We start from the raw sequence: 24,827 nt of genomic DNA on the forward strand, positions 1-24,827 counted from the left end.
CCCGCCTCGACCCGGCTCTCCCCGGCCGCCTCACCCGAACCGTGCGGCGAGGCGCCGGTACAGGGCAGGTGCGGCGCCGCGGACCCGGCCGGGCAGACGCGTCCACCCGGGGACGTATACCTCGTCCCGGCCGCGCGAGACCGCCTCCCACACCGCGTCGGCGACCCGGCTCGCCGGGACGGGCCTGGGCCGCGCCCGCCGGTAGGGCACCCCGCGCCGGTCGAAGAACGGGGTGTCCACCACGCCGGGCACCACGTGGCTGATGCCGACGCCGGTGCCGCGCAGTTCGTAGCGCACGGCGTCGGCGAACGCGGCCAGCGCGGCCTTGGCGGCGGAGTAGACGGCCTCGTCCCGCACGCCGACCGTGCCGGCCAGGGAGCCGATGATGACCACCCGGCCCGTGCCCTGCCCGACCATGTGCGGCAGGAGCAGCCGGATCAGGTGCAGGGTGGCCAGCACGTTGACATCGAACACCTCGTCGATGGCGGGTTGCGGCATGGTGCTGAACGGCCCGGCCCATCCGATGCCCGCGCCGGCCACCAGCAGGTCGACCTGCCCGACGTGGTCCAGGGCGAACTCGGCGAGCCGCCGTTCGGCGCCGGGGCCGCACAGGTCCGCCGGGTAGACGACGGCCGAGGTACCCCGGGCGACCTCTTCCAGCCGCGCCCGGTCGCGCCCGTTCAGCACCAGCCGCCAGCCGCCCTCGGCGGCGAGCCGCCGGGCCACGGCGGCCCCGATCCCGGATGAGGCGCCGGTCACCAGCGCGCCGCCGCCCGGCAGCGCGCCGTCGGCGGCGCGCCGGCTCGCGGCGGTGGGCGTCGCCGGTGCCTCCAAGGGGATCCCGGAGCCGGACCGAGGGCGGGAAGGGGCGTGGGACATCGGGGCGCACCTCGAGGGTCGACGGATACCGCGGGCCGCCGGTGCGGCCCCGGCGGTCCGGCCTTGTCCTGCCGGGCTGAAGTATCCCGGAGGCCGGGCCCGAAACGTGGGACGGGCGGGAGTGTGCCTGTTCGTTTGACTGCGGTGGGTGAGGGTTACTCACTATCAGTGTCGTCCGAAACGCCCGTGCCGCCACCGCTGCCCGCCGCCCGGGGCCCGCAGAGCGGGCACCCTCCCGCCCGGCCCGGCCCGGAGTCCGAGCACGCGCCCGTACGCGCTGCCCCGGACGATCCGCCCGTACCCCTCGCCGCGGCCGGTCCGCCCGGGGCCGAACGTCTGCTCGTGGTCAGCGCGAGCATGGGCTCGGGTCACGACACGGTGGCCGCCGAGCTGGTGCGCCGGGCCCGCGCCACCGGCCGGGAGGCGCACGTCGTGGACGTGCTCGCGCTGCTGCCGTACGGCCTCGGGGCCGCGCTGCGCCGCTTCTACCAGGGCGCCGTGCGGCACTGCCCCTGGGTCTACGCCGGTATCTACGACGTCTTCCTGCGCCCCGGCCCCCGGCCCCGGCCCAGCGGCACTCCGCTGGCGCGGCTCGCGAGCGACCGCCTGATGGGCCTGGTCCGTGAGACGCGCGCCGACGTCGTCGTGCCCGTCTTCCATCTGGCGGCGCAGCTCACCGGCCATCTCAGGGCCCGGGGTGTGCTGCGCGTACCCAGCGCGGTGGTCGTGGTCGACTTCGCCGTGCACCGGCAGTGGCTGCATCCGGGCAACGACCTGCACCTGTGTGTGACACGGGAGGCCGCCGACGTGGTCCGCCGCGCCCTGGACCGGCCGGCCGAGGCGACGGGGCCGGTGGTGGCTCCCGGTTTCTTCACCGGGGGGCCGGGGTCGGCCGGGTGGCGACGCCGGTTCGAACGGCACGGGCCGGCCCGGCCCGCCGTGCTGGTCTCCGCGGGCGCCTGGGGCGCCGGGACGGAGCTGGCCGGCACGGCGCGGCTGCTCGCCGCGCACGGCTTCCAGCCCGTGGTGCTGTGCGGCCGCAACGAGCGGCTGCGGCGCGAGCTGTCCGGTGTGCCGGGCGTCCTCACCCCTGGCTGGGTGAGCGACATGCCGGAGCTGCTGCACGCGTGTGCGGCCCTGGTGGACAACGCGGCCGGGCAGACCGCCGCCCAGGCGCTCGCGGCCGGACTCCCGGTCGTCGGATACCGGCCGCTGCCCGGGCACGGCGCGGAGGGTGTCCGCCGTATGGCGGCCCTCGGGGTGTCCGACCACGCCCCGGACGAGGCCGGCCTGCTGCTGTCCCTGACCCGGCTCACGGCGCGGGGACCGGAACGCGAACGGCGGATCGCGGCCGGGCGCGCGCTGTTCCGGGGCGACGCGCTGTCGTGGGTCGTGCGCGCGTCGGCGTCCCCGGACCCCGGCCCGACGCGCCGGCCGTAGCCATGAAGGTCACGTGGACGCCGCACGTCCTCGGTCACGGCCGGACCGTCCTGCCGGAGTCCATCCGCCGCACACGGGCGACGTTCTCGCGGTCCTCGTCGTCCTGGCTGGGCGCCGCCGCGAACCAGGCGTCGAGGATCTCGGCGAGCAGGGGTTCGGAGGTCAGCCGCAGGCCCAGCGCGAGCACGTTGGCGTCGTTCCAGCGGCGCGCTCCGTCCGCCGTGTAGGCGTCGGTGCACAGGGCCGCCCGTACGCCGGGCACCTTGTTGGCGGCGATGGACGCGCCCGTACCCGTCCAGCAGCACACGACCGCCTGGTCGGAGCGGCCCTCGGCGACGTCCCGGGCCGCGGCCTGTGAGCACGCCGCCCACTGCGGATCGTCGCCGGGACGCAGAGCGCCATGGGTGACGACCTCGTGCCCACGTTCACGCAGCTTCGCGACCAGGGCGCGGGCCACGGGCTCGTCCATGTCGGAGGAGACGGAGATCTTCATCCGCGGACATGTCCTCTCGTGTCGGGGAGCCCGAACGGCTCCACGGCGTCGATCGTGACATCGTCTGCGTCGGCTCACGCCGGGTCGACCGGGGACAAGCCGGTCATCATCGGTCTCGGGCGGGGTCGAGGCGGGCCACGAACACGCTGCGGCCGTCTCTCGCCTCCTGCGTCTGGATGAGCAGAGTGATGGGGATCAGCCTGCCGTCGCGGTGCAGCGCGGTCATGGTCACCGGGCGGCCGAGGATGCGCGGCTCTCCGGTGAGCAGCAGGGACGTGAAGGCGGCGATGTGGCGTTCACGCAGGTGTTCGGGGATGAGTACGGTGATGCGCTGTCCGACCAGTTCGTCCGCCGGCCAGCCGAGCAGGTCGGCCGCCGGCGCGTTCACGGCGATGATCCGGTCCGCGTCGTCGGCGGCGACGGTGGGGGTGCGGCCGGCATGGAGTCTGCTGGGGTCCCATGGTGTCGGTTTCGGCGGGACCGCACAGGGCTCGAGGACGGTCGAGGTCCAGGCAGTGGGGGGTCGGCCTGCCAGCTGGCTGATGAACTGGTCGAGGATCCAGTGGTTGGCCGCACGGGTCTGGGGCAGGGCCGGCCGGGTGAGCAGCCGTCCCGCGCAGGCCTCCTCCTGGGCGTGATCGAGCATGCGGTCCAGGGTGCGCAGGGACGGGCCGGCGTCGGCGGGGATCGGTACGCGCAGGGTGCGCAGGTCGCCGTGGGCGGCCAGTTGTTCCGGTGCGGCGGCCAGGGCCGCCTTGACCATGTGGTTGCACTCGTGCGCGGTGCGGAGGTCGTCCCGCAGGGAGGTGGGCCGGTCGTCGGACAGGGCGGTGAGCAGTGATTCACGCAGGAGCGCCTCGCGGTGCTGCTGGGCAGCCTTGTGGAGCGCGCCCGGCAGGTCGATCAGTGTCACGGTGACGTTCGGCCCGCGGGACGTGAACGAGGTGTCCCAGCCCGGCGTCGGCGGCTGAGCGGTGCCGGTCCACAGCTCGAACCACACCGTCTTGTGGTCCCGGCCGATGTGTACGCCGTGGTTGGAGGCGAGCTGCTCGACCATCCCCAGGCCACGTCCCGTGCTGGCATAGCTGCTGAACCGCTGGGACACCAGGCCGTGCGCGGGTTTGCGGTCACTGACCTGGACGTGCGCCCTGCCGTCGGTGGCCCAGGCCCGGACCTCCACCTCGGTGTTCGCATGGACCACCGCGTTGGTCACCAGCTCGCTGACCAGCAGCTGCGCCGTGTCCACCACATCCGGTGGGCTCTCTTCCAGGACATCGCGCACGAACCGCCGGGCCACGGACACGCTCTGTGGCCGCGGCGGGAGCCGGCATTCCGGAGCTCCTCCGGGGGCGGGGCTGGCCATACAGCCAGTGTGCCCCCGACCCACGACCGGTCGAAGGCCGTCCGTGCGGGCCAGGCGTCCTGTCGGGCCGGTCCGTGCGGGCCAGGCCTCCTGTCGGGCCGGTCCGTGCAGGCCAGGCCTCCTGTCGGGCCGGTCCGTGCAGGCCAGGCCTCCTGCCGCGCCGGTGCATGCAGGCTAGGCGTCCTGTCGCGCCGGTGCGACGGGCGGGGGCCCGAGGACGACGGGTTCGGGCAGGGCACGGAAGAGCAGCCAGCTCAGGGCGGGCATGGCGATCAGGGGCGTCAGGGCCGTCTGCAGGGAGGCGAAGTCGGCCACGCGTCCCAGCAGGGGGCTGACCAGGCCGCCGATGCTGACGGTGAGGCCGAGGGTGACACCGCCCGCGGTGCCGATGCGGGAGGGCAGATAGTCCTGGCCGAGCGTGACCTGCAGAGCGAAGGGGACGTACAGGCCGGCGGAGGTGAGCGCCACGAAGAGGAACATGGCCGGACCGGGCGTGCAGATCACCCCGGCGACGGCGGCGATCGAGACCAGGTAGGACGTGCGGCAGACACGGACCCGGCCGAAGCGATCGGCCAGAAAGCCGCCCAGCACCGAGCCGACGGCGCCTCCCAGGAAGAGCAGGAACAGGGCGATGCTCCCCGCGGTGGCGCCGCCGTGCGTGCGCTGCCGGGCGTAGAGGGAGATGAAGGTGCTCAAGCCGGTGAAGACGATGGAACGGCAGACCACCGCCAACGACAGCTTCACGAACGATGCCAGGTCGTCGGCGCGTGCGTCCGCGGACCTCGGGGACGTACCGGCCTGACGTCGGTCGAGTGTCCGGAGCAGCGGCACGCACAGGGCGACGCCGACGAGCGCGGGCAGGACCAGCACCGGGGTCCAGCGCAGTGAGCCGTGTCCGACCACGAGCGACACCATGATCGGGGCGAGCGCGAAGCCGATGTTGCCTCCCAGGGCGAACCAGCTCATCGCACGGTGGCTGCCCCGGCCGGCCAGCCGGACCACGCGCGCGGACTGGGGGTGGTAGGCGGCGACACCGGTCCCGGAGGCGGCGACGAAGACGAGGGTGAGCCCGTAGGAGCCGCTCAGGCCGCTCAGCGCGATGCCCACACCGCCCAGCAAGGTGCCGGCCGGCAGCAGCCACGGCATCGCCCAGCGGTCGGTGAGCACGCCGAACACCGGCTGGGTGACCGACGACAGCAGGGACGCGGCCAGCACGATGCCGGAGACCACGGCATAGCTGTAGTCGCGCTCCGCCACGAAGAACGGGACCAGCGCCGCGACGGCACCCTGGTAGATGTCGACGCAGGCATGCCCCGTGGCCAGCAGCGAGATCGACGTGTTGCTGCGCATGCGTTCATGCTGGGAGGAGCAGCCTGTGTCCCGCTTTCGATAGATTGCCAGGTCATGCAGAAAGTCCGCCACACGCCTGTCGCGCCGACCCGGACCCGGCGCCTGTCGTCCGGCGGCGAGATCGAAGCCCACCGCCATGACGACCACCAGATCGCCTACGCCGGCCGGGGCACCATCGCCGTCACCACCGACGCCGGCTCCTGGGTCGCCCCCGCCACCCGCGCGATCTGGATCCCCGCAAGCACCGTCCACCACCACCAGGCTCACGGCGACGTCGACCTCCACCTCGTCGGCCTGTCCGCCACCGACAATCCCCTCGGCCTCGACAAGCCGGCCGTCCTCGCCGTCGACCCCCTGCTGCGCGAACTCCTCATCGAGTACACACGCACCCCCGAGGACGACAGCCCGCCCCGTCTGCGCCTGCGCGCCGTCCTGCTCGACCGGCTCGAGGCCTCCCCCGAGCAACCGCTGCACCTGCCGACCCCCACCGACCCGCTGCTGCGGGAACTGCACGACATCCTGCGCGCCGACCCGGCGGACAACCGCTCCCTCGACGCACTCGGCCGCCAGGTCGGCGCCAGCGCCCGCACCCTCTCCCGCCGCCTCCACGACGACCTCGGCCTCACCTACCCCCAGTGGCGCACCCAGCTCAGGCTCCATCACGCCCTGATCCTCCTGGCCGACCACACCCCCGTCACGACCGTCGCCCTCCGGTGCGGCTGGTCATCCGCCAGCACCTTCATCGACGTCTTCCGCCGCACCTTCGGCCAGACCCCCGGCTCCCGGCCCGGGGTCTGACAACGGACCCTGCCGACGGCGCGGTTCGGCCATGCCGCACCGGGACGACGCGGCGGCACGATGCGCCGCCGCGTCGTCCCAAGGAGGCCGCCGGCCAGGGCGAGTGCCTACGCGGACTCGTGAACCGGGTGAACGTCGTCCGGGGCGGCAGCGCCCCGGCGGAACAACGCGGTCCACAGGAAGGCCTCGCCGAACAGTTCCGACTCGGCGGGCTCCTTCCGCATGCGGCGCAGCTCCACCTCCTCCAGGTCGGAGAAGATCCAGCGCAGCGATGCGGGAGCGTAGGCGAGGCCACCCCGCAGCTCTCCCGCACGGTAGAGGTCGGCGTCCGTGAGTTCCGACCCCATTCCTCCCTCGCCCGCGGCGAAGGCGGTGAGGGCGAGATGGCCGCCGGGAGCGAGGACCCGGTCGAGGAGGGCCAGGTAGCTGACGCGGCGGTGCGGCGGCAGGTGGTGGAAGCACCCCGAGTCGACGACCAGGTCGTACGGGCCGCTCAGCTCGGCGGCGGGGAGAGCGAAAGCGTCACCGCAGAGAAAACGGACGTCGACTCCGGCCTCGCGAGCCCGGTCCTCGCCCCAGGCGACGGCCACCGGGGAGAGGTCCACGGCGTCCACCTCGAAGCCCCGGGCGGCGAGGTGGAGGGCGTTGCGGCCGGGGCCGCATCCCAGGTCCAGGGCCCGGCCGGGGGCGATCAGGCCTTGGTCGAGGTAGGCGGCCAGGTTCTCGTCCGGCTTCGGCACGAAGAACGGCACCGGCCTCGACCGGTCCGCATAGAAGCGGTCCCAGAAGTCCTTGCCGTCGCCCGTCGCCAAGCCGCCGGCCTCGGGATCAGAGGTGAAGAGCCCGTCCAAGAGCGCGAGAACGTCCTCGACGGTGCGTACGGTCCGGTCCATCCGGCCCCCTTTCCAGCGATCTCGATCGTAGGTATGAGCAGGACAAAAGACCAGCTCAGACAGTGTGTGGCGACGGCTGGAACGGGCTGCTGCGAACCCCCGGGACGACCGGCGGGCAGCCCACTCCGGATCTTGGTTTCCCGTGCGCCCAGCCGGTCGTCGAGGGCCGGGACGGGGCCGTTCCCGGCTGCGGCGGGGAGACTTTTTCGACGAGTTCTCCAGGGGCGCCACAGGGCCGACGGTGCTGTGCCGCGGTGCTAGCCAGTGCTGCGCCAGGCAACGTTCGCCCCGTCGCGACGCCCTGCACGCCCTCTCGCCGCACCGGCCGAAAGCCCGAGTACGTCCCAGTCGAGTGCTTCCGGCCGGCACACCCAGAGCACGCACCGGACGCCGCTCCTCAACGGGCAAACGGTGCCTTTCGCAGCACTGGTACCGGTCCAGGCGGTGCGCGTAAGGGGCCGGCAGTGACGGCGTGCCGCCGCCGGGGAACCAGGCCGTGCAGAGCTCCCGGTACGGTTCCGGGATCGGCGTGCGGTGCACGTGTGCGTCATCGGTCGACCAGTGGCCGAGGAGCAACCGGACGAGGGCCGTGTCATCGGGGATCAGGTCGCCGCGTCGCAGCGCGTCGAAGCCCTCGGCGAAGACCTTGTCCGACTGCCGCGCGGCGGCCCGGCGGCGCAGTTCGGGCTCGAGTTCGAGCATCAGGGACGAGCGGTTCAGGACGGCGGCCATCATGCCGCCGCTCGGCGGAAACCTCTGCCGGTAGGCGCAGCCCATTTGGCGAGCCACTCGCCCGGATCGCAGACCCTGGTCCTGCAGACCGGCGGTGCTCCCGCCGGCTACGCCGTGCTGGAGGGCCACTCCTTCGGAGACCCCTCGCGTTCCGTGACCGTGGACGAACTGGTGGCCGAGAACGCCGCCGCGGCACGCCGGCTGCTCGTGGCCGTCGCCCGACTCTGCTGGGAGCGGCGGCTGAGCGAGTTCACGGTGCGGGAGCCGGCCGATGGCCTCATCGGCCAGGGCCGGTGGGCGTGCGCGGTGTTGTACAACCGGATCATCGCGGGCAGATCGGCCGGAGAGCCGCTGCGGACGCCGGGGACCGGTGCGTCCAGAGCGCCTCCCGCCGCCTGTTCGACGTTGCGCACGGGAATGACCAGGTGCCCTTCGGCGACGGCTCCGACGAAACCGAACCGCTCGTACACCCCTCGGCACCTTCGGACACGAAGGCGACGTCCACCCGCTGCGCCATGCCCGCCAACGCCTGGCGGAGAAGGCGGCCCATGTGTCCGCGGCGGCGGAACTCGGGCAAGGTCTCCACACCGCCGATCCCCTCCGCGGCGACGGCCACCGCACCGAACCGCTGCCGGAAGGACAGCGCTTGCAGCTCGGCGACCGGTTCGCCCTCAGCGGTCCGCAGCCGGCAGTAGCGCACCGGCAGACTGCGCACGTGCTGATCCGCGACCTCGGTGTAGCCAAGCGTTGGTTCATGGTGCGACACGGAAGGTCCTCAGCGTCTCGATCGCGCGGCGGTGCCGTCACCGCCCGCCGACATCGGCGATGTCCTTGCCTGCCCGGCTGCCGTCGAAACCGGGCCTGTCGCGCGCGTCAGAGGATCTCCCCGTCGGGCCCGTGCCTGCCGCGCAGCGACTGCCGGGTCCAGACGATCTTTCCTCGTGTCTCGTGGCGGGTGCCCCACTGGTCGGCGAGGCTCGCGACGATGAACATCCCCCGGCCGGTCTCGTCGACACTGCCGGCCTGTCCGACGCGCGGAGCGCCGGCGGCGGCGTCGCCGACTTCGCAGGTCAGCATCCGGTCACGGATCAGACGGAGACGCACGGGCGGGGTGCCGTGGCGGACCGCGTTGCCGACCAGTTCGCTGACGATGAGCTCGGTGGTGCGGGCGGTCTCCTCGTCCACCCCCCAGAACTTCAGCCGGCGGCGGGTGACCTGACGAGCCGTCGGGACGGCCTCGGGGCCTGCCGGCAGGATGGTGGCCAGCACCTGGTCCGCGGGGAGCGCCTCCGTCCGGGCGAGCGGCATCCGCGGCTCGCCGCTCCCGCGCGCTTGGCGGAGGGCGCCGGCGATGCTGTCGTGCCCGGTCATGCCGGGGCCGCCGATGCCGGTGCCGGACTCGGCGTGGGGACCGGGTGGGCGTGGGTGATGGTGAACATTGCGCGTCGTCTCCGTGCGGTCTTGCGGATCGCGGGGGGCGCGGCCGAGCGCTCGCCGTCGAGCGACTCGGCCGCGCTGTCGAAACCGGGGCTTGGCAGGAGGCCGGACCCGGGTTGTCTAGCGGAGCGGCCTCAGGCCCGTGCGGATCTCTTCGACCAGCAGTGCGGGCTGCTCCCAGGCGGCGAAGTGACCGCCCACGGGAAGCCGGTTGTAGTGGACGAGGCGCGGGTAGGCCTGCTCCGCCCAGCTCTTCGGCGCCTGGTACAGCTCGTCGGGGAAGACACTCACGGCGACCGGCAGTTTCACGCCCTTGACGCGGAAGAAGGAGGTCGTGTTCTCCGCGTAGAGGCGGGCCGCGGAGAGGGCGGTGTTGGTCAGCCAGAAGAGGGTGATGTTGTCCAGCACGTCGTCCCGGGTCAGGCCCTCGTCCTGGCCCGCGAAGGCCCGGGAGATCAGCGCGAGGCTGGCCTTGTCGTGGTCGAGCAAGAAGGCCGCCAGGCCGACGGGAGAGTCCGCGAGCGCGGTGAGCGACTGCGGGCGCGATCCCATCATGTACGCGTAGTAGACGTGCCGGTACACGAAGTCCAGTTGCTCGACCGCCGCCTTCTCCTCGTCGGTGAGCGACAGGTCCGCGGGCAGCGGGTTGCCCGCGATCAGCGCGGCGTCGACGGCGGGCGGGATCACACCGGCCATGTTGGTGTGGATACCGATCAGACCCTCGGGCTCCTGGACACCCATGAAGTCGGTGACGATGGCACCCCAGTCACCGCCCTGCGCCGCGTACCTGGTGTAGCCCAGGCGCCGCATCAGCTCTCCCCAGGCGCGTGCGATGCGCTCGGGACCCCAGCCGGTCGTGGCCGGCTTGCCCGAGAAGCCGTAGCCGGGCATCGACGGTATGACGACGTGGAAGGCGTCCGACGCGCTCCCGCCGTGGGCGGTGGGATCGACCAGCGGCTCGATGATCTTCAGCTGCTCGACGATCGAGCCGGGCCACCCGTGCGTGACGATCAGCGGCAGGGCGTTCTCGTGCCGGGAGCGGACGTGGATGAAGTGGATGTCCAGACCGTCGATCTCGGTGATGAAGTGCGGCAGCGCCTTCAGTTTGGCCTCGACCTCGCGCCAGTCGTACTCCGTCGCCCAGTACCGCGCGAGTTCCTGGGCCGTCGCGAGCTGGGTGCCCTGCGACTGATCCGCGACGGTCTCCTTCTCGGGCCAGCGCGTCGCCAGGATGCGCCGCCGCAGATCCTCCAGCTCGGTCTCGGGGAACTCGAACGTGAACGGCCGGATGGCCGACTTCTCGGCGAAGGACATATGGGTCTCCTCAGGTGTCACCGGCGACCCCGTGTCACCGGCTCATCCACCGTCGCCGCAGGCGGGTCCGGGTCGCCCCGGGGAAAACCCCGGGGTTCGCTCCCGTGGTCGCGGACCCGGGGATGCGGGCTCCCGCCCGTGCCCGTCCCCTCATCGAATGGAGAATCCTCGACTACGGTGAAATCCTGGTCGGGCGGCGGACCAGGAGTGACTCATGGGCATGCCTGTCAAAGATCCGCGGGTCGGGCTGCGTGGCCGGGACCGTGAGCTGGCGGCTCTGGAAGGGGTGCTGACCCGAGCGCGATCGGGCAGCAGCGCGGTGCTGGTCCTCCGCGGTGAGGCAGGCATCGGCAAGACGGCGCTGCTGGACCGCACACAGCGCAGGGCCGTCGGGTTCCGTGTCGCCGGTGTCGCCGGCATCGAATCGGAGATGGAGCTCCCCTTCGCGAGCCTTCACCAACTCTGCGGGCCCATGCTGGACCGGCTGCGTCAGCTGCCCGGACCGCAGTGTGAGGCGCTGTCCGTCGCGTTCGGACTCCAGCAGGGCGAGCCGCCGAACCGGTTCCTGGTGGGCCTGGCCGTGCTCGGTCTGCTGGCCGGCGCCGCCGAGGCTCAGCCCCTGGCCTGCCTGGTGGACGACGCGCAGTGGCTCGACGACGGATCCCTCCAGGTCCTGGCGTTCGCCGCCAGGCGGCTGATGGCCGAACCCGTGGCACTGGTCTTCGCCCTGCGGGACCCGGGCGGCGCGCACGCGCTGAGTGGTCTGCCGGAGCTGACCGTCGAGGGGCTCGGCGAGACCGACGCGCGTGCCCTGCTGGCCTCGGCCGTCCGCGCGCCGCTCGACCCGCTGGTACGGGACCGGATCGTCGCCGAGGCCCACGGCAACCCGATGGCGCTGCTCCACCTGCCGCACGCACCCGCGGAGCTCGCGGGCGGTTTCTGGCTCCCCGGCAGGCGCCCCCTGGCCGGCCGCATCGAAGACGCCTTCCAGCAGCGGTTCCGATCCCTCCCCCAGGACAGCCGGCGGCTGGTGCTCACCGCCGCGGCGGAGCCGACCGGTGATGCGGGTCTGCTGTGGCGCGCGGCCGGTGCGCAGGGGATACCGGTGGACGCCGCCGCGCCGGCGGAGGCCTCAGGACTCGTCGAGTTCGGCACCGGGGTGCGCTTCCACCACCCTCTGGTGCGTTCGGCCGTCTACCGGGGGACGTCCGCGCCTGATCGCCGGGCGGCGCACCGAGCGCTGGCAGAGGCCACCGATCCCGACCGCGATCCTGATCGCAGGGCGTGGCATCGCGCTCGCGCCGTCAGTGGTCCCGACGAGAGCGTCGCCCTGGACCTGGAGCGCTCGGCCGACCGGGCACGCGGCAGGGGCGGGGCCGCCGCGGAAGCCGCGTTCCTGCAGGGCGCGGCGGAAGCGACCCCCGATCCCGCACGTCGTGTCGCCCGTGCGCTGGCCGCGGCCGAGGCCCACGTCGACGCCGGCGGGGCCGACCGGGCGCGCAGCATGCTGGCGACCGCGGAGGCGGGCCCACTCGACGAGCGGCAGCGCGCCCGCTTCGAGCGGCTGCGGGCCCGTCTGGTGTTCTCCCAGGTACGCGGCGGCGACGCGCCCCGGCTGCTGCTCGACGCCGCGCATCGACTGGCCCCCGTCGACGCCGGCCTCGCCCGTGACACGCTGCTGGAAGCCCTGGGGGCCGCGATCTTCGCGGGGCGCCTGGGGGAAGGGCCCGGGCAGCGGCAGGTGGCCGAGGCGGCTCGCGCCGGACCGCCGCCACCGACACCACCGCGCATGGTCGACGTCCTCCTGGACGGCTTGGCGAGCCGGATCGTCGACGGTCACACCGCGGGCGCCGACGCGCTCAGGCGCGCACTGGGCGTCGTCCGGCGCGCGCAGAGAGCGGAGGCGGGGAACGGAGCGAGGGGCAGGGACAGGCGCTGGCTGTGGCTGGCGTTCCGTGTGGCGCCCGAGCCTCTCGCGCCGGACCTGTGGGACGACGACGCCTGGCAGGACCTGGCCAACGGCGCCGTCCGCCTCGCCCGTGCGGCGGGGGCGCTCGCCGTCCTCCCGATGGCACTGACCTACCAGGCGTGCTTCCAGTTGCACACCGGTGAGTTCGACACGGCGGCGGCTCTGATCGACGAAGCGACGGCGATCTCCCGGGCGACGGGCGGCGCGCCCATGATGTACACCTCGCTCCTGCTCGCCGCATGGCGCGCGCAGGAGACCCAGGCGGTGGAGCTCATCGGGACCACCGCCGAAGAGGTGGTCGCCCGGGGCGAGGGCCGTTCGCTCGGCCTCGCGGAGTACGCGACCGCACTGCTGAACAACGGCCTCGGCCGTTACGACACCGCTCTGGCGGCCGCCCAGCGCGCCGGCGCGTACGAGGATCTGGGGTTCTTCGGGTGGGCGCTGGCCGAGCTGGTCGAGGCCGCCGTACGCGGTGGCCGGCCCGAGGCCGCCGCCTCCGCCCTGGACGCGCTCACCGAGCGGACAGCCGCCAGCGGTACCGAGTGGGCCCTGGGCGTGGGCGCCTGCTCGCGCGCGCTGCTGAGCGACGGCAAGGCTGCCGACGCGCTCTACCGGGAGGCGATCGAGCATCTCGGGCGCTGCCGCGTCGCCGTTCAGCTGGCCCGCGCCCGTCTGCTGTACGGCGAGTGGCTGCGCCGCCGGAACCGCCGTCAGGAAAGCCGTACTCAGCTCGGCCCCGCCTACGAGGTGTTCGGCCGGATCGGAGCGGAGGGCTTCGCCGAACGCGCCCGCAGGGAGCTGCTCGCGACCGGGGAGACCGTACGCAAGCGGACGCTCGGCGCCGTCGCCGGACTCACCAGCCAGGAGGCCCAGATCGCCAGGCTGGCCGGTGACGGGAACACCAACGCGGAGATCGCCGCTCAGCTGTTCATCAGCCCGCGCACGGTGGAGTGGCATCTCGGCAACGTGTTCACCAAGCTCGGCGTCACCTCTCGCCGACACCTCCGGTCGGCGCTGTCTCCTTCGCGGCACCCGGGGACGCGCACGCCGTGACGGCCGGGGTCGGCACCTCGCGGCCTACGACCAGGACGAACCGGACAGCACCCCTAGAAGACGTTCATGCCGACGAGAACGGCGGAGACGAACAGGACCGTGCCGCCGACCACGGCGACCGTGCGGGAGTGACGGCGCAGCGAGGTACGCAGGCCGGGCCGGCGCGCGGGCACCCGGTGCACGCTGGTGTTCCAGCCGGCGTCGAGCGCCGGGGCCGGGGGCTTCGGCTGTGACCGTGCGGTATGTCCCGGGGCGCCGTGGGCGGGGCCGTGGTGGTGTGCCGGCGGGACCTCCGGGTGGGGTGCGTGGCCGGTGCCCGCCCGTTCCGGCGGCAGCGGTTCCGGGGTGCCGCGCCAGGCGCCGCTGCGGAACCAGTCCGCCGTCTGCCGTGCCGTGGGACGCTCCTCGGGCCGTTTGGCGAGCAGGCTCAGCAGGTAGGCCTCGAAGGCGGGCGGCAGCACGGCGCCGCGTCGGTGCGGCGGCACGGGCGGGGCGTCGACGTGCTGGTAGAGCAGCATGGTCGCGGACTCCGCCTCGAAGGGCGGGTGACCCACGGCCAGTTGGTAGAGCACACAGCCCAGCGAGTACAGGTCCGAGGCCGGACTCGCGGGGGTGCCGATGGCGCGTTCGGGCGCCAGGTACAGGCCGGTGCCGACGATCTGGCCCGTGGTGGTGAGCCCCGCCGACGGGTCGTCGACGAAGCGCGCGATGCCGAAGTCGCCGATGCGGACCGAGCCGTCGCGGTCGCTGAGCAGGTTGCCGGGTTTGATGTCGCGGTGGACGATGCCCTGCGCGTGCGCGGCGGCCAGGCCCTCGGCCGCGTGCAGCGCCACCTGGGCCAGGCGGTCCGGTGCGAGCGGGCCGCCGACGGCCAGTTCCCCGGCGAGGCTGTCGCCCTCGACGAGTTCCATGACGAGGAAGCAGCGTCCCTGCCAGGTGCCGAAGTCGAGCGTGGCCACCACGTGCGGATGGTGCAGCCGTGCCGAGGTCTGCGCCTCCAGCCGGAAGCGCGCCTCGGCCGAGGCGTCCGCGTCGTTCAACAGCAGTTTGACCGCGACCGGGCGGCCGAGCACCTCGTCCAGGGCCCGCCAGACCTCGCCCATTCCGCCGCGCCCGATGACCGCGTCCATCCGGTATCGATCCGCCACCAGCACCCGTGACCCGCCCTTGTTCCCCGAAAGTCCCGCCCTCAACCGGCCCATCTTAACGATCACTTGGCATGTCGACGACCGGCGCCGGCCGCGCCCCTACGGGTGAAATGCACAGAATCGCCAACGTACAAATATGTAGAGCTGATCATGTATGTCATGGTCGCCGTACCCGCTGATCCGCTCGGGAAAGGGAGGACGACCTTGGACCCTTTGACGTGGCTGCTCATCCCGCTGGCAACCGCGATCATGGCAAGCCTCTGGAGCTGTTGCACGGGGCGCCGACGGCGCGCCGACGACTGGACGGACGTACAGCGCTACGACCGTCTGCGGGCGGCACTGGCACGCGCGGCCGCCGCCGCTCCCTCCACCCCCTGAACACCCCGAAGACCCCCGAAGACCCCTGACCGCCTCCTCCTGACCACCCCCTGACCAACCGTCAACGCAGCAGCAGCTGCACGCCGCCCACGACCGTCGCCGCGATCACCAGTTGCTCGAAGAGCCGCTGGTTGATCCGGTGCACGGCCCATCTGCCGAGCAGCGCCCCGGGCAGCACGAACACCGCGAGCGCCGCGTCCAGGAACAGTGAGCGGCCGTCGATCAGGCCGAGCCCCGCGCTGAAGGGCACCTTGGAGACGTTGACGACGAGGAAGAAGAACGCCGACGTCCCCAGGAAGCCGAGCTTGCGGAAGCCGGCCGACAGCAGGTACATCGACATCACCGGGCCGCCCGCGTTGGCGACCATGGTGGTGAAGCCGCCGAGGACGCCGTAGGAACGGGCCTTGACGCGGCCGGTCCGGGTGGTGACCGCTTCCGGTTCCACCGCCCGGTCGGCCGCCCGGCGGCGCCACACCGTCACGGCGGCCATCAGCAGCAGGATCGCGCCGATCGAGGTCCGTACGACGGTGTCGTCGGCCCACACCAGGAACAGCGTGCCGACGACCACTCCGGCACCGACGGCGGGGAACAGCCGCCACAGGGTGGGCCAGTGCGCGTGCCGCCGGTAGGTGAGGACGGCGAGCACGTCCCCGGTGATCAGTACCGGCAGCAGCACCCCGGTGGAGGCGCGGGCCGGAAGAACGGCCGCGAAGATCGCGAGGCTGACCGTGTTGGCCCCGCTGACGGCGGTCTTGGAGAAGCCGACCAGCAGGGCCGCGAAGGCGAGCGCCGCGAAGTCCCAACCGGATATGTGCCAGAGCGTCATTGTGTTCATGCCGAGACCGGATGCTATGTCCGGACAAGCACCGGACGAAAGCGCTGTCTCACCAGGTGGCCGCCCGGCGCCGCCGTCCTGGGTGTGATGCGACAACGCGGCGAGGTGCCGTGCCGGGCGTCGCGAGCCGGTGAACCTTTCCGGTCACAGCACTAGCGTTCCCGGCACTCCTCGGTGGCCGGTATCCGGTGGCTAGTGACGCTCGACGAGCACGGCGGTGCCCTGTCCCACGCCCACGCACATCGTGGCCAGCCCGCGGGCCGCGCCGGTGCGGCGCATGCGGTGCAACAGGGTGGTCAGGATGCGGGCGCCGGAGCAGCCCAGGGGGTGGCCGAGGGCGATGGCGCCGCCGCTCGGGTTGACCAGCTCCTCGTCGATGCCGAGCTGGTCGACGCAGGCCAGGGCCTGGGCCGCGAAGGCCTCGTTGAACTCGGCCTCCTGGACGTCCCCGATGCTCCAGCCCACGCGGGCGAGCGCCTTGCGGGTGGCGGGGACCGGCCCGATGCCCATGACGTCCGGGTGGACGCCCGCGGAGGCGCCGGCGACGTAGCGGCCCAGGGACTCCAGGCCCAGCTCGTTCAGGGCGTCCTCGCTGACCAGGAGGAGGCCGGCGGCGCCGTCGTTCATCGGGGAGGCGTTGCCCGCGGTGACCGTGCCGCCCGCGCGGAAGACGGGCTTGAGGCGCGCCAGCTTGTCGTATGAGGTGTCCTCGCGGATGCACTCGTCACTGTCGACGACCACGTGGTCGGGGCACTCGACGGGCAGGAGTTCGTGGTCGAAGTGGCCGTCCTTGCGGGCCTGGGCGGCCAGCCGGTGGCTGCGCAGCGCGAACTCGTCCTGGCGTTCGCGCGGGATGCCGTGGCGCGCGGCCACCTCCTCCGCGGTCTCACCCATGGACAGCAGTCCGTGCAGGTCCTTCATGGCCGGGTTGACCAGGCGCCAGCCGAGCCGGGTGTCGTAGGTCTCGATGCGGTGCGGCAGCGCCTCGTCGGGGCGGGGCAGCACGAAGGGGGCGCGGCTCATCGACTCGGAGCCGCCGGCGAGCACGATGTCGGCCTCGCCGGCGGCGATGGTGCGGGCCGCGGCGGTGACCGCTTCGAGTCCTGAGGCGCACAGCCGGTTGACGGTGGCGCCGGGCACGGAGTCGGGCAGCCCGGCGAGCAGTGCGGCCATGCGGGCGACGTTGCGGTTGTCCTCACCGGCCTGGTTGGCGGCGCCCCAGTAGACGTCGTCGATGCGGGCCGGGTCGAGCCCGGGTACGTCGGCGACGAGGGTACGGATCACGGTCGCGGCCAGGTCGTCGGGGCGCACGGAGGACAGCGCCCCGCGCAGCTTGCCGATCGGGGTGCGGCGGGCGGCCGCGAAATGGACGGGGCGCACGGGCGGGACTCCTCGGACGGCTCATGGCCGCAACGGCCGTTAATTAGCACTGCTAGTTTTTGACTATAGACCGTGGACCGGCCGCCTGGGAAGATCCCCTCGGCCATCCCCCGGACCGCCGACGCCGCTGGAGGAACCATGCCCGACGCCCGCGAGCACGCCCTCGCCGGAACCCGGGGCGCGCTCCTCGTGCACGAGTGGCCGCACCCGCAGCCGCGCTACGTCGCCCTCCTGGTCCACGGGTACGGCGAGCACGCCGGGCGGTACGAGGAGGTGGCGGGCGTCCTGGGGGAGCACGGCGCGGCCGTGTACGCGCCCGATCACATGGGCCACGGGAGATCGGCCGGCGAGCGCGTGGTCGTCACCGACTTCGAGGACGTGGTGACCGACGTGCACGCGGTCGCGGACCTGGCCCGGGCCGCGCACCCCCGACTGCCGCTCGTGCTCGTCGGCCACTCCATGGGCGGCCTGATCTCGTCCCGCTACGCACAGCGGTACGGCGAGGAGCTCGCCGCGCTGGTGCTGTCCGGCCCGGTCGTCGGCGCCTGGGAGCTGCCCGGGCGGCTGCTCGCCCTCGAAAAGATCCCCGACACGCCGGTCAGCCCGGCCGCGCTGTCCCGCGACCCGTCCGTCGGCGCGGCCTACGCGGCGGACCCGCTGGTGTGGCACGGACCGATGAAGCGGCCCACGGTGGAGGCGTTCGCACGGACCCTCGAAACCGTCGCCGAGGGCGGCGACGTGGGCCGGCTCCCCGTGCTGTGGCTGCACGGCGACGACGACCGGCTGGTGCCGCTGCCCGGAAGCCGGATCGGCGTCGAACGGCTCACCGGCGGCGCCCCCGGCCGGCTGACCGAGCGGATCTACCCGGGTGCCCGGCACGAGGTGTTCCTGGAGACGAACCGGGCCGAGGTGTTCGCGGACGTGACGGCTTTCCTGGACCGGGTCCTCGCCGTCTGAGCGGCCTCGCGGGGACGTCCCTGGCCCGCCTCGCGCGCCCTTGTTTGCGGTGGCAGGCACGGGGCACCCGCCCGGTACCGCCAGAGACGACCCTCCAAGGAGAACCGCCGTATGACTGTCGTGAAGAGCACGCTCCCCGATTCCGCCCGCCAGGTCGCGGGGGAGGCGTTGCAGAACACGCTCGTGGATCTTCTCGGGCTCTCGCTGATCGGCAAGCAGGCGCACTGGAACATCGTGGGACCGCGGTTCCGCTCCGTCCACCTGCAACTCGACGAGGTGGTGGCGGCGGCCCGCGAGTTCGCCGACACCGTGGCGGAGCGCGCCGCGGCCATCGGCGTACCGCCGGACGGCCGTCCGGAGACGATCGCCTCCGCCTTCACCCTGCCCAGTCCCAAGGACGGCTGGGTGCGCGACAACGACGTCGTCGAGGTGATGGTCGAATCCCTGGAGGCCGCCATCGCCCGGCTGCGCGAGCGCATCGAGGCGACCGAGACGCCCGACCCGGTCACCCAGGACCTGCTGATCACGATCACCGCCGAGCTCGAGAAGCAGCGCTGGATGTTCGCCGCCGAGAACGTGTCCCGGGAGGACTGAACCGGCGGCCCGCGCCCGCTCTCCGTGCTGCTCGGACGGGACGAGCGCGCTCTCCGCGCACCACGCACGAAAGGGGCACCTGTGAGCGACCCCCTCGAAGCCGACGCACTGTGGGACGAGTTCCACCGCGTGGTGAACATGACCTCGCAGGAGCTCGCGGCATGGCTGCGGGTCCGGGACGCCGGCGAACGGACCGAACCCGTGCCCGACGAGGCGGGTTCGCCGCTCGGGCAGCATGTCCTCGCCATCCTGCAGAAGCGGCGCATGGACCTGACCGACGACGACGTCCGCGTGATGCACGAGGTGGTCGACCTCGTCACGTCGGAGGCGGATCTGGAGAACGAGCCCGAGCCCGAGAGCGCGGCGGGGACCGAACGCCGGCACCGGCTGATGGCCGTCGGCCACGATGCGCTGAAGGCGACCCGGTGAACGCAGCCCGCGACTCCGGTGGCTCCCGCGAGTCGCGGGTGCTGCACGAGCTGGTCGAGGCGCACGGCGAGACGTTCTCCGAGGAGGCCGGCATCACGTTGAAGGACACCCCGCAGCCGCTGTACCGGCTGCTGGTCCTCGCCGTGCTGCTCAGCGCCCGTATCCGTGCCTCGGTCGCCGTCGCGGCCGCCCGCGAGCTGTACGACGCGGGGCTGCGCGACGCGCGAGGCATGGCCGGGTCCGACTGGCAGGACCGCGTGGACGCGCTCGGCCGCGGTGGCTACCGGCGCTACGACGAGCGCACCGCCACCCAGCTCGGGGACGGCGCCGAGCTGGTGGCCGAACGCTGGGGCGGCGATCTGCGCCGGCTGCGGCGCGAGGCCCACGGCGACGTCGGCACGCTGCGCGAGCTGCTCCAGGAGGTCCCCGGCCTGGGCCCGGCCGGCGCGGACATCTTCCTGCGCGAGGTCCAGCACGTCTGGCCCGAGGTGGCCCCCTACCTGGACGCCAAGACGCTTTCCGGCGCCGAACGCCTCGGGCTGCCCAAGGACCCCGGCCGGCTCGTGGAGCTGGCCGGGGACACGGAGCCGGACACCCTGGCGGCGGCGCTGGTACGGGCCGCGCTGGACAAGAAGGTGGCCGAGTCCGTCACCTGATCCGTCACTGCGAGGTCAGGCGTCCCGGCTCGGGCAGGTGGAGCAGCCGGGCGACGGTGCGCAGCACGCCGTGGTCGTTGTTGGAGGGGGCCAGGTGCCGGGCCCGGCGGACGACCTCGGGGTGCGCGTTGGCCATGGCGAACGACCACTCGGCGGCGTCCAGCATCTCCAGGTCGTTGAGGTAGTCGCCGAAGACCAGGGTCTGCGCGGGGGTGATGCCCAGGTCACGCTGGAGTCTGCGTACGGCGGCGCCCTTGTCGGCGGTGCGGTTCATGACGTCGACCCAGTGCTCGCCCGAGACGACCACCTTGTGGGTGGCGGCGAACGACGCCAGGGCCGGGGCGGTGGTCCGCTCCGCCGACCCGAAGTCGAACAGTGCGACCTTGATCACGTCGTCGTCGACGGCGGCCGCGTCCGGCACCACCCGGTGCCGCACGTAGTACTTGCGCACCTCGGCCAGGAAGGCCTCGTCGGTGCGCTCGACGTAGGCGGACCGCTTGCCGCAGACGACGGCGCCCACGTCCACGCCCCGGGCCGTGAGGTCGCGCACGGCCTCGACGAGACGTACGGCGACGGCCGTCTCCAGCGGGTCCGAGCTCAGCTCCTGGCCGTCACGCACGACGTACGTGCCGTTCTCGGCGATGAAGACCATGCCCTCGTCCGCGCCCGCGAACTGCTCGGCCAGCGTGGCGTACTGCCGGCCGCTCGCCGGGCTGAACAGCACCCCGCGGCGGCGCAGCTCGGCCAGCATGGGCCACAGGCCCGCCGGGATCCGATGGGCGTCGTCGAGGAGCGTGCCGTCCATGTCCGTGACGATCAGCCGTATGTCGACGGGACCGTCGGCGGCTCCGGGGCCGGTCCCGGCGTCGGTCGCGGGGGTGATGAGCAGGGGCGGGGAGGTGCTGGGCATGTCCTGGTCTCGGTCGGGGCGCGAGGGGCGCGCCGGGGCGGGGGGTCGTGGGCCGGCGCCGTGGGTGACGGCGCCCGCGCCGATCTCCGAGGCAAACACGTGCGAGGGCCCCGGGGCAAACACGTCTCACGCCGCCGGGCCCGGAGCCCCGCCCGCCGCGCGGCCGGTCCGGTGCCGTCGTCTGCGCCGATTCCCAGGACAGGGTGATCGCCGGGCGGCACAATGGCGGCGGCACGGACGTACCGCGAGACCGACGACACGGTCGACCACGAGACGGGAGCGCAGGCGTGAGCGCAGACGTGAGTGAGAGCCGCTCCCCCTCGGGCGAGTCGCCGAGCGTGAACACCGGGGTGGCGCACAACGCGCGCGTGTGGAACTACTGGCTGGGCGGCAAGGACAACTACCTGGTCGACCAGCGGGTCGGCGAACACGTGGCGGGGCTGTTCCCGGTGATCCGGGAGGTGGCCCGCGCGGACCGCGAGTTCCTCGGGCGGGCGGTCCGCTTCCTGGCCGGCGAGCGCGGGGTGCGGCAGTTCCTCGACATCGGCACCGGCCTGCCGACGGTCGACAACACCCACGAACTCGCCCAGAGGATCGCCCCCGAGTCCCGGATCGTGTACGTCGACAACGATCCGATCGTCCTCACTCACGCGCGCACCCTGCTGACCAGTGCCCCCAAGGGCCGCACCGACTACGTCGACGCCGACGTGAACGACCCGGACGCCGTCGTGGAGCGCGCCGCCGCGACCCTCGACCTCGGCCGGCCGGTCGCGGTCATGATGCTCGGCATCCTGAACTTCGTCCTGGACACGGACAGGGCGCGCGACATCGTCCGCCGGCTCATGGCCGCGGTCCCGCCCGGCAGCTGCCTGGCCCTGACCCACCCCACCTTCGACGCCGACCTCGGCGGCGAGGGCAACGCGGCGGCCATGCGCTTCTGGAACGAGAACGCCACGCCTGCCATCACCGCCCGCTCGCGCGCCGAGGTCGCGGCCTTCTTCGAGGGCCTGGACCTGGTGGAACCGGGCCTGGTTCCGTGCTCCCGGTGGCGGCCGGCGTCGGGATCCCCCGCCGCGGTGCCGCAGTTCGGCGCGGTGGCCGTGAAACCCTGACGCAGGTCCGCGTACCGCGCCCGAGTTGTCGGAAGCCACTGAGGCAAGAACGCATAAGCCACACCCGGCCCTCCCGGGCCGCCTAACAACTTACGGAGGACGCATGACCCGCCTTGCCGATCCCGTGCCCGGCGGGCGCCCCGGTGACGAAGAACGGGCCGTCGCGCTCGCCGGCGAACTGGCCGGCCGGGGCGTGCACGGGGTCGTCCTGGCCTCTGTGGACACGGCCGGGATCGGCAGGGTCAAGACGGTCCCGGTGGCGAAGCTGCCCGCGGCGGCGGCCTGGGGCGTGGGGATGTCGCCGGTGTTCGACACGTTCCTGGCCGACGACTCGGTCGTCACCACCGACGTCCTCGGCTCCCCGGACGGCGACCTGCGGCTCTACCCGGACCTGGACCGCGTGGTGGCGCTGTCCGCGCAGCCCGGCTGGGCCTGGGCGCCGGTGGACCGGATCACCCAGGAGGGCGAGCGCCACCCCGGCTGCGGCCGTACCTTCCTGCGCCGGGTCGTCGCCGACGCCGAGCGGCGCCACGGTCTGACCTTCAGGGCGGCCGTCGAGATCGAGTGGGCCGTGGGCCGGGCGAGCGCCCCGGAGGAGGCGTTCGAGCCCGCGGTGTCGGGGCCCGCGTACGGGGCGATCCGCCAGGTCGAGCTGAGCGACTGCTCCGCCGACCTGCTGGCGGCCTGCGCGGCGCAGGGCGTCGACGTCGACCAGTTCCATCCCGAGTACGCGGCCGGGCAGTTCGAGATGTCGTTCGGCGCCCTGGATCCGGTGGCGGCGGCCGACCTGAGCGTGCTGGTGCGGCAGACGATCCGGGCGGTGGCCCTGCGGCACGGGCTGAGGGTCTCCTTCGCCCCGGCCGTCCGCGGCGACGGCGTCGGCAACGGCGGCCACGTCCACCTGTCGGCGTGGCGCGGGGGAACGAACCTGCACGCCGGCGGCGACGGCCGGTACGGCATGACGGCCGAGGCGGAGTCCTTCACCGCCGGTCTGCTGGCCCGCCTGCCCGCGCTCACCGCGGTGACCGCACCGAGCCCGGCCAGCTATCTGCGTCTGCGGCCCTCCCAGTGGGCCGGGGTGTTCTCCGCGTGGGGCCGGGAGACCCGCGAGGCCGCGCTGCGGGTCGTCACCGGGACCCTGGGGGTGCGCGACCGGGCCGCCAACCTGGAGATCAAGCCGGTCGACCTCGCGGCCAACCCGTATCTGGCGCTCGGCTGCCTGATCGCCGCCGGTCTGGACGGGATCACGTCGTCGGCGCCGCTGCCGGAGGAGACCACCGGCGACCCGGCCCGGCTGGACGAGAGGGAGGCGGCGGACCGGGGCGTACGACGCCTGCCGACCTCCCTCGCGGAGGCCGTCGCCGCGTTCCGCGAGGACGACGTGCTGCGCACCGCCCTCGGTCCCGTCCTGGCCGACGCGGTGGCCGCCGTGCGCGAAGGGGAGATCGCGGCCGTCGCCGGGTTCGACGACGAGCAGGTGGCGGCGGCCTACCGGTGGAGGTACTGATGGGTGGGCCGGCCGGAGCCGGGCCGGTCCACGAGGCGCTCGCCGCGCTGCGCCTGGTGGACCACCACTGCCACGGCGCCGTCACGGCCGACCTCACCCCGGAGCAGTTCGCGTCCCTCATCACCGAGGGCGAGGCCTGGCCCGGCGTCTCGCCGTTCGACAGCCCCGTCGGCGTGGCCGTGCGCCGCCACTGCGCACCCCTGCTGGACCTCCCCCGGCACGCGTCGCCGGCCGACTACCTGGCCCGGCGTGCGGCACTCGGCTGGCAGGAGGTGAACCGCCGTTTCCTGACCGCCGCGGGAGCCGAGTCGTTCTTCGTCGACACCGGCTACGCCCCGCACCCCGTCACCTCCCCCGCCGAACTGGGCCGCTGCGCGGGCGCCGCGGGCCGCGAGGTCGTACGGCTGGAGCAGCTCGCCGAGACGGTGGCCGCGCGGGGCGTCGAGGCGGGCGAGTACGCGGCCTCGGTGCGGTCGGCCGCCGAGGAAGCCGTGCGGCGGCCCGGTGTGGTGGCGGTGAAGTCGGTGGCGGCCTACCGGACCGGATTCGGCCTGGACCCCGAGCGGCCCGCCGATGCGGAGGTCACCGGGGCGGCCGCCCGCTGGCTCGCGCACGGCGGCCGCCTCGTGGACCCGGTCCTGACCCGGCACCTGCTGTGGACGGCCGTCGACCTGGGTCTGCCCCTGCAACTGCACACCGGTTTCGGCGACGCGGACGTACGGCTGCACCGCGCCGACCCGGCGCTGCTCACCGACTGGCTGCGGCTGACCGCCGGTACGATCCCCGTCCTGCTGCTGCACTGCTGGCCCTACCAGCGCCAGGCCGCCTACCTCGCCACGGTCTTCGAGCAGGTGTACCTGGACGTGGGGCTGGCGCTGCACTACACCGGCCCGGCCCGCTCGCGCGCGGTGCTGGAGGAGGCGCTGGAGATCACCCCGTTCCGCAAGCTGCTGTACAGCTCCGATGCCTACGGGGTGGCCGAGTTCCACCACCTGGGTGCGCTGTCCTTCCGGCAGGGGCTGGCCGGTCTGCTGCAGAGCCGCGTGGACGCCGACGAGTTGAGCCTGCCCGACGCCCTGCGGATCGTCGCCTGGACGGGCCGCGACAACGCCCGCCGACTCTACGGACCGCCCCTATCCGAACCGGCCCGCGACCCCGGCGGGCGCCCCACCCGGAAAGTATGATCAAGCGATGTCTGAC

Annotated in this window: 23 protein-coding genes and 1 pseudogene; 11 read left to right on the forward strand and 13 right to left on the reverse strand. The window is 73.4% G+C overall.

Annotated features, from left to right (window positions below):
- Positions 1-30: 30 nt before the first annotated feature.
- Positions 31-879, reverse strand: coding sequence for an SDR family NAD(P)-dependent oxidoreductase (locus tag ACWDUZ_RS29360; protein ID WP_451634816.1), 849 nt, complete (start codon positions 877-879; stop codon positions 31-33).
- 168 nt (positions 880-1,047) lie between these two features.
- Between ACWDUZ_RS29360 and ACWDUZ_RS29365 the strand changes: the two genes are divergently transcribed.
- Positions 1,048-2,319, forward strand: a complete 1,272-nt coding sequence (locus ACWDUZ_RS29365) for an MGDG synthase family glycosyltransferase (RefSeq protein WP_451634817.1) — start codon at positions 1,048-1,050, stop codon at positions 2,317-2,319.
- 34 nt (positions 2,320-2,353) lie between these two features.
- Here ACWDUZ_RS29365 and ACWDUZ_RS29370 read toward each other — a convergent pair whose 3' ends face one another.
- From ACWDUZ_RS29370 to ACWDUZ_RS29380, 3 genes are all read right to left on the reverse strand, one after another.
- A complete protein-coding gene (locus ACWDUZ_RS29370; RefSeq protein WP_451634818.1) occupies positions 2,354-2,812 on the reverse strand; it encodes an RpiB/LacA/LacB family sugar-phosphate isomerase in 459 nt (152 codons plus the stop codon).
- Positions 2,813-2,918: 106 nt separating this feature from the next.
- Positions 2,919-4,175 (reverse strand): ATP-binding protein, encoded by a 1,257-nt coding sequence (locus ACWDUZ_RS29375; protein ID WP_451634819.1) that lies wholly within the window; start codon positions 4,173-4,175, stop codon positions 2,919-2,921.
- A gap of 174 nt (positions 4,176-4,349) precedes the next feature.
- Entirely contained in the window at positions 4,350-5,525 is a 1,176-nt protein-coding gene (locus ACWDUZ_RS29380) for an MFS transporter (protein ID WP_451634820.1), read from the reverse strand.
- Between the two features lie 54 nt (positions 5,526-5,579).
- Here ACWDUZ_RS29380 and ACWDUZ_RS29385 point away from each other — a divergent pair, with 54 nt between their 5' ends.
- On the forward strand, positions 5,580-6,323 hold the full coding sequence (locus tag ACWDUZ_RS29385; protein ID WP_451634821.1) for an AraC family transcriptional regulator: 744 nt from the start codon (positions 5,580-5,582) through the stop codon (positions 6,321-6,323).
- 107 nt (positions 6,324-6,430) lie between these two features.
- Here ACWDUZ_RS29385 and ACWDUZ_RS29390 read toward each other — a convergent pair whose 3' ends face one another.
- The 5 genes and pseudogenes from ACWDUZ_RS29390 to ACWDUZ_RS29410 all read right to left on the reverse strand — a co-directional run bounded on the left by ACWDUZ_RS29390 (position 6,431) and on the right by ACWDUZ_RS29410 (position 10,699).
- The gene (locus ACWDUZ_RS29390; RefSeq protein ID WP_451634822.1) at positions 6,431-7,216 is read right to left on the reverse strand and encodes a class I SAM-dependent methyltransferase; all 786 of its coding nucleotides are present in this window, start codon (positions 7,214-7,216) and stop codon (positions 6,431-6,433) included.
- Positions 7,217-8,055: 839 nt separating this feature from the next.
- Positions 8,056-8,418, reverse strand: a complete 363-nt coding sequence (locus tag ACWDUZ_RS29395) for a hypothetical protein (RefSeq protein WP_451634869.1) — start codon at positions 8,416-8,418, stop codon at positions 8,056-8,058.
- Between the two features lie 95 nt (positions 8,419-8,513).
- A pseudogene (locus ACWDUZ_RS29400) lies at positions 8,514-8,714 on the reverse strand (GNAT family N-acetyltransferase); the annotation flags it as partial.
- Between the two features lie 107 nt (positions 8,715-8,821).
- Entirely contained in the window at positions 8,822-9,319 is a 498-nt protein-coding gene (locus ACWDUZ_RS29405) for an ATP-binding protein (protein ID WP_451634823.1), read from the reverse strand.
- Between the two features lie 186 nt (positions 9,320-9,505).
- On the reverse strand, positions 9,506-10,699 hold the full coding sequence (locus tag ACWDUZ_RS29410; RefSeq protein WP_451634824.1) for an epoxide hydrolase family protein: 1,194 nt from the start codon (positions 10,697-10,699) through the stop codon (positions 9,506-9,508).
- A gap of 214 nt (positions 10,700-10,913) precedes the next feature.
- Between ACWDUZ_RS29410 and ACWDUZ_RS29415 the strand changes: the two genes are divergently transcribed.
- Positions 10,914-13,721, forward strand: a complete 2,808-nt coding sequence (locus ACWDUZ_RS29415; RefSeq protein WP_451634825.1) for an AAA family ATPase — start codon at positions 10,914-10,916, stop codon at positions 13,719-13,721.
- Positions 13,722-13,774: 53 nt separating this feature from the next.
- On the opposite strand, the gene ACWDUZ_RS29420 is transcribed toward ACWDUZ_RS29415, so the two are convergent.
- Complete coding sequence (locus ACWDUZ_RS29420) at positions 13,775-14,875, reverse strand: protein kinase domain-containing protein (RefSeq protein WP_451634863.1); 1,101 nt, start codon at positions 14,873-14,875, stop codon at positions 13,775-13,777.
- Positions 14,876-15,073: 198 nt separating this feature from the next.
- Between ACWDUZ_RS29420 and ACWDUZ_RS29425 the strand changes: the two genes are divergently transcribed.
- Positions 15,074-15,247, forward strand: coding sequence for a hypothetical protein (locus ACWDUZ_RS29425; RefSeq protein ID WP_229903750.1), 174 nt, complete (start codon positions 15,074-15,076; stop codon positions 15,245-15,247).
- 61 nt (positions 15,248-15,308) lie between these two features.
- Here the strand turns inward: ACWDUZ_RS29425 and ACWDUZ_RS29430 are convergent, their stop codons facing one another.
- Both ACWDUZ_RS29430 and ACWDUZ_RS29435 read right to left on the reverse strand, forming a co-directional pair.
- A complete protein-coding gene (locus ACWDUZ_RS29430; protein WP_451634826.1) occupies positions 15,309-16,082 on the reverse strand; it encodes a sulfite exporter TauE/SafE family protein in 774 nt (257 codons plus the stop codon).
- A gap of 192 nt (positions 16,083-16,274) precedes the next feature.
- Positions 16,275-17,462, reverse strand: a complete 1,188-nt coding sequence (locus ACWDUZ_RS29435) for a thiolase family protein (RefSeq protein ID WP_451634827.1) — start codon at positions 17,460-17,462, stop codon at positions 16,275-16,277.
- A 138-nt stretch (positions 17,463-17,600) separates the two neighbouring features.
- On the opposite strand from ACWDUZ_RS29435, the gene ACWDUZ_RS29440 reads away from it, so the two are divergent.
- The 4 genes from ACWDUZ_RS29440 (at position 17,601) to ACWDUZ_RS29455 (ending at position 20,098) form a co-directional block, all read left to right on the forward strand.
- The gene (locus tag ACWDUZ_RS29440) at positions 17,601-18,419 is read left to right on the forward strand and encodes an alpha/beta hydrolase (protein WP_451634828.1); all 819 of its coding nucleotides are present in this window, start codon (positions 17,601-17,603) and stop codon (positions 18,417-18,419) included.
- A 111-nt stretch (positions 18,420-18,530) separates the two neighbouring features.
- Complete coding sequence (locus tag ACWDUZ_RS29445; RefSeq protein WP_451634829.1) at positions 18,531-19,013, forward strand: Dps family protein; 483 nt, start codon at positions 18,531-18,533, stop codon at positions 19,011-19,013.
- Between the two features lie 81 nt (positions 19,014-19,094).
- On the forward strand, positions 19,095-19,442 hold the full coding sequence (locus tag ACWDUZ_RS29450; RefSeq protein ID WP_451634830.1) for a DUF3140 domain-containing protein: 348 nt from the start codon (positions 19,095-19,097) through the stop codon (positions 19,440-19,442).
- Positions 19,439-20,098 (forward strand): endonuclease, encoded by a 660-nt coding sequence (locus tag ACWDUZ_RS29455; protein WP_451634831.1) that lies wholly within the window; start codon positions 19,439-19,441, stop codon positions 20,096-20,098. Before ACWDUZ_RS29450 ends, ACWDUZ_RS29455 begins: the two co-directional genes overlap by 4 nt.
- A gap of 4 nt (positions 20,099-20,102) precedes the next feature.
- On the opposite strand, the gene ACWDUZ_RS29460 is transcribed toward ACWDUZ_RS29455, so the two are convergent.
- Complete coding sequence (locus ACWDUZ_RS29460; protein ID WP_451634832.1) at positions 20,103-21,008, reverse strand: Cof-type HAD-IIB family hydrolase; 906 nt, start codon at positions 21,006-21,008, stop codon at positions 20,103-20,105.
- Positions 21,009-21,307: 299 nt separating this feature from the next.
- Between ACWDUZ_RS29460 and ACWDUZ_RS29465 the strand changes: the two genes are divergently transcribed.
- The 3 genes from ACWDUZ_RS29465 (at position 21,308) to ACWDUZ_RS29475 (ending at position 24,811) form a co-directional block, all read left to right on the forward strand.
- Positions 21,308-22,120, forward strand: coding sequence for an SAM-dependent methyltransferase (locus ACWDUZ_RS29465; protein WP_451634864.1), 813 nt, complete (start codon positions 21,308-21,310; stop codon positions 22,118-22,120).
- 103 nt (positions 22,121-22,223) lie between these two features.
- Positions 22,224-23,627: a glutamine synthetase gene (locus tag ACWDUZ_RS29470; RefSeq protein WP_451634833.1), complete on the forward strand. Its 1,404-nt coding sequence runs from the start codon at positions 22,224-22,226 to the stop codon at positions 23,625-23,627.
- Positions 23,627-24,811 (forward strand): amidohydrolase family protein, encoded by a 1,185-nt coding sequence (locus tag ACWDUZ_RS29475; RefSeq protein ID WP_451634834.1) that lies wholly within the window; start codon positions 23,627-23,629, stop codon positions 24,809-24,811. Before ACWDUZ_RS29470 ends, ACWDUZ_RS29475 begins: the two co-directional genes overlap by 1 nt.
- Positions 24,812-24,827: the final 16 nt, after the last annotated feature.

This window comes from Streptomyces sp. NPDC003393, from assembly GCF_053589015.1.